Annotated in this window: 8 protein-coding genes; all 8 read right to left on the bottom strand. The window is 41.9% G+C overall.

Annotation, left to right across the window (positions count from 1 at the left end; all coding sequences use genetic code 11):
- Positions 1-67: 67 nt before the first annotated feature.
- Entirely contained in the window at positions 68-1372 is a 1305-nt protein-coding gene (gene folC, locus HOO90_RS10815) for a bifunctional tetrahydrofolate synthase/dihydrofolate synthase (RefSeq protein ID WP_292842941.1), read from the bottom strand.
- A gap of 91 nt (positions 1373-1463) precedes the next feature.
- Complete coding sequence (gene accD / locus HOO90_RS10810) at positions 1464-2327, bottom strand: acetyl-CoA carboxylase, carboxyltransferase subunit beta (protein WP_292842939.1); 864 nt, start codon at positions 2325-2327, stop codon at positions 1464-1466.
- A 57-nt stretch (positions 2328-2384) separates the two neighbouring features.
- Positions 2385-3191, bottom strand: a complete 807-nt coding sequence (gene trpA, locus HOO90_RS10805) for a tryptophan synthase subunit alpha (protein WP_292842937.1) — start codon at positions 3189-3191, stop codon at positions 2385-2387.
- 19 nt (positions 3192-3210) lie between these two features.
- The gene (gene trpB, locus HOO90_RS10800; protein WP_292842935.1) at positions 3211-4413 is read right to left on the bottom strand and encodes a tryptophan synthase subunit beta; all 1203 of its coding nucleotides are present in this window, start codon (positions 4411-4413) and stop codon (positions 3211-3213) included.
- A gap of 66 nt (positions 4414-4479) precedes the next feature.
- Positions 4480-5094, bottom strand: a complete 615-nt coding sequence (locus HOO90_RS10795; protein ID WP_292842933.1) for a phosphoribosylanthranilate isomerase — start codon at positions 5092-5094, stop codon at positions 4480-4482.
- Positions 5095-5141: 47 nt separating this feature from the next.
- A complete protein-coding gene (truA, locus tag HOO90_RS10790; RefSeq protein ID WP_292842931.1) occupies positions 5142-5948 on the bottom strand; it encodes a tRNA pseudouridine(38-40) synthase TruA in 807 nt (268 codons plus the stop codon).
- The gene (locus tag HOO90_RS10785; RefSeq protein WP_366928759.1) at positions 5945-6445 is read right to left on the bottom strand and encodes a hypothetical protein; all 501 of its coding nucleotides are present in this window, start codon (positions 6443-6445) and stop codon (positions 5945-5947) included. Before HOO90_RS10785 ends, truA begins: the two co-directional genes overlap by 4 nt.
- A 299-nt stretch (positions 6446-6744) precedes the next feature.
- The gene (locus HOO90_RS12110) at positions 6745-6849 is read right to left on the bottom strand and encodes a FimV/HubP family polar landmark protein (protein WP_366928760.1); all 105 of its coding nucleotides are present in this window, start codon (positions 6847-6849) and stop codon (positions 6745-6747) included.
- Between the last annotated feature and the right edge of the window lie 3 nt (positions 6850-6852).

Below are 6852 nucleotides of genomic sequence, written 5' to 3'. Positions count from 1 at the left end.
GCGCGCTTTTTTAAAGCTAATTCTTGGTCGTTAGATGAATCGACTGCCATTGCTACTTCCTTAAAGATTAGTTTTTTGAGCGTTCACTGATTGTTTGCATCACACATGAAACAGTAAAAAAAGAACCAAACACGACTATTTTATCATTTTCGCCAGCATCTAAACAGGCTTGTTCGAAGGCATTATTTGCATGTTCAAAAGATTGAACTTTGGCATTCGGTAGCAGTTCAATAATAATTTCAAACAAATCAGCTGCCAAGGCCCCACGTAAATGATCAATTCCTGCGACATACCAAACATCAAATTCATTTTTAAGCGCTTCAACAACACCTTTAATATCTTTGTCGGCCAGCATGGCAAATACTGCAATCGTTTTGCCTGAATGAGATCTAATAGCTTTTAGATTTTCAGCCAATGCCCTTGCTGCATGTGGATTATGGGCAACATCCAAAATCACCTGCGGCGCTTTTGCGATTGTTTGAAAACGTCCAACTAATGTGACCCGTTGCAGCGCGCTCACTATTGATGCCACGGATACTGGCAAACTAATTTGCAGCGATTGTACTGCAGTGATAGCACAAGCCGCATTACTTAACTGATAGCTTCCTTGCAATGCTGGAAATGGTAAGTGGTACTCAACTTGACGGGATACATATTGCCAATCAACATTCCCATTTACTACAAAATCAAAATCTTGATGGATGCATTTAAAATCCGCTTGAATCTGATTTGCATAGGCAAGTAAACTTTCAGGCGGGTTAGCATCACCACAAATGGCAGGTGCTGCAGCGCGGTAAATGCCGGCTTTTTCAAAACCAATACTTTCTCGATTATCCCCCAAAAACTCTTGGTGATCTAAATCAACGCTAGTAACTATTGCACAATTCGGTGTAAATGCATTTACTGCATCTAAGCGGCCACCCAAACCCACTTCCAAAATGACAACATCAATCCCTGTTTGCATAAAATGCCAGATGGCGGCTAATGTACCCACTTCAAAATACGTAAGGGCTACCAGATCACCCTTTATAGCTGACCTAGCCGCATCAATAGCCTCAAAAGCGTTACAGAGCGCCTCATCACTAACTTCACAACCATTAACGCGCACACGCTCGTTATAACGTAATAAATGCGGCGACGTATAACAACCTACTCGATAACCTGCGTTTTTATAAATCTGCTCGAGCATTGCGCAGGTAGAACCTTTACCGTTGGTACCTGCAACACTAATAATTTTGAAGGTTGGAAAAAGCTGCAAGCTATCAATAATAGGTTTTACACGTTCCAAACCCATTGCAATGGATTTGGGGTGCAATCGTTCAATATAAGTTAACCATCCAGCAAGATTTTTGGCAGGAATAACGTTATTCATATGCAACGCCCAAAACCATTTGCTGTACTTGTACTTGTAGCTTTGCTCGGAATTTGAAACGATATAGGATGAAATTTAATCTCAAGAATAATTAGGCGGCAACTGGCAAACGCATCAAATTGGATAAAATGACAGCTAATCGGTTACGCATTTCACGTCGATCAATAATCAAATCAATTGCACCATGCTCTAACAAGAACTCTGCACGCTGAAAGCCGTCTGGCAAGGTTTCGCGCACTGTTTGTTCAATCACGCGCGGACCCGCAAAACCGATTAAAGCTTGCGGTTCCGCTACAATAACATCGCCAAGCATCGCAAAACTTGCGGAAACGCCACCCATAGTTGGGTCAGTCAGCACAGAGATGAAGGGTAAACCCGCTTTACTTAACTGCGTGAGAGCAGCACTAGTTTTGGCCATTTGCATCAAAGAAAATAAACCTTCCTGCATACGTGCACCACCGCTGGCAGAAATGCAGACAAAGGCCATTTTATTATCAATAGCCGTTTGCACACCTCTCACAAACCTTTCACCAACCACGGAACCCATTGATCCGCCCATGAACTTGAATTCGAACGCGGCGACCACTACTGGCACAGCTTTAATACTGCCTTGTATCACAATCAGAGCATCTTTTTCGCCAACCGCTTTTTGCGATTCTTTAATACGATCCGCATAGCTTTTACTGTCTTTAAATTTAAGCGAATCAACGGCCTGTACTTTTGCGCCAATTTCAAATTGGCCTTCTACATCTAATAATTGCGCTAATCTAGCGCGCGCACCTATACGATTGTGATATGCACATTTAGGACAAACTTCTGAATTATCTTCCAGATCTTTTTTATACAATACAGTTTGGCATGCTGGACATTTACTCCAGAGTCCTTCGGGCACAGTCTTTTTATCGCCACCGACGACACGTTTAATTTTTTGCGGTAATTGATTTAACCATCCCATGCTTTATCCCCTTTGGTCTATCTTTATAACGATACGGTCGTTTTAAATTTTTGCATTTTAATTATTTGCAGCCTCTACCGCTGCTTTTAATTCATCCATGAGAGCTGCCACATTGCTTAATAGATTCGCTTCAGTGGATGCCTCAATGGCCTGTACCATACGACTTCCAACCACCACGGCATCTGCAATCTTAGCTGTGGCCTTTGCTGTTGCCGCATCGCGAATACCAAAGCCAACACCTACAGGCAAATTGGTTTGTTTGCGAATCGAAGCTACGCGCTCTGAAACTTCCACAATGTCTAAATTTTTTGCACCCGTTACGCCTTTAAGTGAAACGTAATAAACAAAACCACTCGCTTGATTTACTATCAATTCCACACGTTTTTGGTCAGTAGTCGGTGATAACAAAAACACAGGGTCAATATCTCGACTACGAAGTTGATGCACAAAATCACCACATTCTTCTGGCGGATAATCCACGGTAATGACGCCATCTACATCTGCAGTTTTAGCGCGGTCGGCAAATACCGATGCGCCTATGGCCTCGATCGGGTTAGCATAGCCCATCAGTATAATTGGCGTAGATTGATTGGTTTCACGAAAAGTTTTCACCATATTCAACACAGCAGTTAAACCAACCTTATGCAATAACGCACGCTCACTCGCACGTTGAATAACTGGCCCATCTGCCATTGGATCAGAAAATGGTACTCCTAACTCAATCATATCTGCGCCATGCTCCACTAATGTGTGCATCAGATTAACCGTATGCTTAGGGTGTGGGTCACCTGCCGTGATGTATGGAATTAAGGCTGTTTTGCCTTGTTGCTTTAGTGCAGTAAAAACCTTTTGAATACGTGACATGAGTTATATTTTTTTGAATTTAAAGAGTGATATTGGCCAACTTAGCAACCGTATTGATATCCTTATCGCCACGACCAGATAAATTCACTAAAACAATTTGATCTTTGCTCAATGTTTTAGCCAATTTTTCGGCATAAGCTAAGGCATGGCTGGATTCCAGTGCAGGAATTATCCCTTCAGTGCGGCATAAATTATGAAAAGCGGCCATCGCTTCATCATCGGTAATTGCCACGTATTCGGCACGTTTAATATCTTTTAGCCAAGCGTGTTCTGGACCTACGCCAGGATAATCTAAGCCGGCTGACACAGAATGGGTTTCAATGATATTGCCATCTTCATCTTGCATTAAATAAGTACGGTTACCATGTAAAACACCTACTGGACTATTGGCTGTTAATGGCGCAGCATGTTTACCGGTTTCCATACCAAGCCCAGCCGCTTCTACACCGACCAATCGCACATTCGGCACATCAATGTAGGGATAAAAAATTCCCATCGCATTTGAACCGCCGCCAACACAGGCAACAACCACATCAGGCTGGCGACCAGCCATTTCCAACATTTGCTCTTTAGCTTCTATGCCAATCACCGCCTGAAAATCACGCACCATCATTGGATAAGGGTGTGGCCCTGCCACTGTACCAATGATGTAAAACGTATTATGGACATTAGTCACCCAGTCACGCATGGCTTCATTCAGTGCATCTTTAAGCGTTTTAGAACCACTCTCAACAGGTACAACCGTTGCACCCAATAACTTCATTCTAAAGACATTAGGGGCCTGTCGCTTGACGTCTTCACTCCCCATATATACGACACATTCAAGACCCAACCTCGCCGCAATCGTTGCTGTTGCAACACCGTGCTGCCCTGCACCTGTTTCTGCAATAACGCGCGGTTTACCCATGCGTTTCGCTAGCAAGGCCTGACCAATCGTATTGTTAATTTTATGCGCGCCAGTATGATTTAAATCTTCACGTTTAAGATATATCTGCGCGCCACCCACTTTTTCAGACAGGCGTCTAGCATGGTAAATCGGGCTTGGCCGGCCCACAAAATGTTTTAAATCATAAGCATATTCAGCTAAAAATTCTGGATCATGGCGGTATTGTTCATACATTACGCGCAACTCTTCAAGCGCTTCAACTAAAGTTTCTGCTACAAATGTACCGCCGAACTGTCCAAAATGCCCGCGTGCATCTGGCATATCATAGAGCTGCATTTCTAATTCTCCACTAATTTTATATGGCTTTTAAATGGCTTATAAATCGCCCAATTACTAAATCTATCAAGCGTAAACTTGCTGCATAAATGCAGCAAGTTTTGCTGCATCTTTTATTCCTTTTGACACTTCAACGCCACCACTCACGTCTACCGCATAAGGTTTCACTTGCTGTATTGCTTGTGCAACATTTTGAGCAGTTAAGCCACCAGCCAGTATCACTGGTTTAGTTAAATGCTTGGGAATTAAATCCCAATCAAACACTTGCCCAGTTCCACCTGCTACACCTTCGGCATAAGCATCGAGTAACAAGGCTCTCGCTTCAAAGAAATCTTGTGCGTATTGTACCAAATTTGTGCCACTCTTAACGCGAATCGCCTTGATAAAAGCATGTCCATAACTAGCACATTCTTCTGGACTTTCATCACCGTGAAACTGCATGAGGTCTATTCTTACTTCTGTTAGGACTTGATTAACAAAATTGCGTTCAGCATTTACAAACAGGCCGACCACAGAAACAAAAGCGGGAATTTTATTTACGATTTCAATTGCCTGCTGAATACTAACGTTTCGTGGGCTTTGTTCATAAAACACCAAGCCAATTGCATCCGCGCCATACGCCACCGCACTTAATGCATCTTCAACACGGGTAATACCGCAAACTTTAACTCGAACTCTCAAGATTGATTCCAAAATTTCTGCAATAGACGAATGCGTTATTGTAACGCTTAAATGATGATTTGAATGCCAGCTTGATGGTTTAACTCGGCACTGAGGTGGCTGATTGGCAAGTTCCATTTTGCATCGTAGCTGACCGCAGTTAAATATAGCCCATTGGGAGAAAATGTCGGTGGCGAGAGCGTTCTATCGCGCTTCTGCAATAACTCTTGCATATATTCAGGTGGATACGCGCCCTTACCAATATAAACCAATGCACCCAACATATTGCGCACTTGATGTTGTAAAAACGCGTTGGCACTAAATTCAAATATAAAATAATTGCCAATCTTTTTAACCTCAGCCTTTTGCATGCATCGAACGGCCGTTATTGCCTGACACTCAGATGCCCGAAACCCACTAAAGTCGTGCTCGCCAATTAAATAACTGGCGGCGGCAGACATTGCATCAAAATTGAGCGGCAAGTGAAACCAACCAGCCTTCGTAGCCATCAACGCTGAAGCTACAGGTGCGTTATAGAGCAGATATTGATAACTGCGTGCATGTGCTGAAAACCGTGCGTGAAAGGTCTCCTCCACCTCATGCGCCCATTCCACCCTTATTGTTGCAGGCAAATGAGCATTCACTCCTCGCACCCAGGCGGTGATTGGACGGTGACTTACTGTATCAAAATGCACCACTTGGCAAAGCGCGTGCACGCCCGTATCTGTTCGCCCTGCAGCATGCACTCTAACTTCATGTTGTGCAATACTACATATCGCTTGCTCCAACTTATCTTGCACACCTCCACCATTTGGCTGACTTTGCCAACCGCAGAAATTAGTGCCCTCGTAACTCACCCCAAGCGCAATTCTCAAGCAAACCCCTTTAAATAGCGATGAATTGTAAAATACAGGTAAATTAGAATACTAAAAATAAAAATTGCGATTATCACCTTATCAATTAAATTAAACGGCGCTTCAACAAACTTAATTTGTTTATCTTCTTGTAAATTTTTCAAATTTATCTGCATATTAGCGAGTTGTTTAAAATTTATCTTTAGATTTTCTTTTACTACAATTTCCTCAAAATAATCTAAAGTAAGCATCAATCTGACAGTAAACTGTTTAGCATTAAACCCGACTAAACTTAACGGTGAAAGTAGCGTATATAACCCAGTCATCAATTGCGCATTTGAACTGGTTGCAAACAGGATATTAAGCAATGCTAATGCAATTAATAGTTTAGCTATTTGCAGAAATCCCTTAAAAACACCCTCAATAGTGGGTGCAAAATAGTTTGGCATAAACTGAATGTATTCACCTGGTGTAGCAAATGCGAAAATGATAACTATCGAAAAAAATAACCAGCGCATGCGCTTAACTATTCGAAAAAATACGTGCCTTTGAAATTTAACAGCCAGCAAACAAACAAATAGACATAACAACCATACCAAGGAATTATGCATAAAGTTAATGAATAATAAGGTGAAAATGAATAACAATATTTTAATAACTGGATGCATCGTTAAAATTAAAGCGTATTAAAGTCTAAAGTGTGATTTTAGGATGTTGGATGAAAGTCGTTATAAATTGATGTTGACCAGCAATTTATAACGACTTTTTTAAATAAAAAAGCCGAGCTTTATGCTCGGCTTTTTTATTTAATTTACAATTAAGCTAAGCTATCCAACAATTGTTGCGCGCGTAATTGTTGTTGAGTGCCGCCTTCTTTTAACACTTCCTCTAAAAGCTCACGCGCACCTTCTTTATCGTCCATATC

Origin of the sequence: Methylotenera sp. (assembly GCF_013141425.1) — a bacterium.
Classification (GTDB): Bacteria; Pseudomonadota; Gammaproteobacteria; order Burkholderiales; family Methylophilaceae; genus Methylotenera.
The sequence above is the reverse complement of the archived record's forward strand: the minus strand, read 5'-3'. Positions and strand labels throughout refer to the sequence as shown.

What these genes read in the sequence shown, in the direction of transcription:
- folC (WP_292842941.1), bottom strand. Translation starts at nt 1,372, where the DNA reads ATGAATAACGTTATTCCTGCCAAAAATCTTGCTGGATGGTTAACTTAT.
- accD (WP_292842939.1), bottom strand. Translation starts at nt 2,327, where the DNA reads ATGGGATGGTTAAATCAATTACCGCAAAAAATTAAACGTGTCGTCGGT.
- trpA (WP_292842937.1), bottom strand. Translation starts at nt 3,191, where the DNA reads ATGTCACGTATTCAAAAGGTTTTTACTGCACTAAAGCAACAAGGCAAA.
- HOO90_RS10785 (WP_366928759.1), bottom strand. Translation starts at nt 6,445, where the DNA reads ATGCGCTGGTTATTTTTTTCGATAGTTATCATTTTCGCATTTGCTACA.
- trpB (WP_292842935.1), bottom strand. Translation starts at nt 4,413, where the DNA reads ATGCAGCTCTATGATATGCCAGATGCACGCGGGCATTTTGGACAGTTC.
- HOO90_RS12110 (WP_366928760.1), bottom strand. Translation starts at nt 6,849, where the DNA reads ATGGACGATAAAGAAGGTGCGCGTGAGCTTTTAGAGGAAGTGTTAAAA.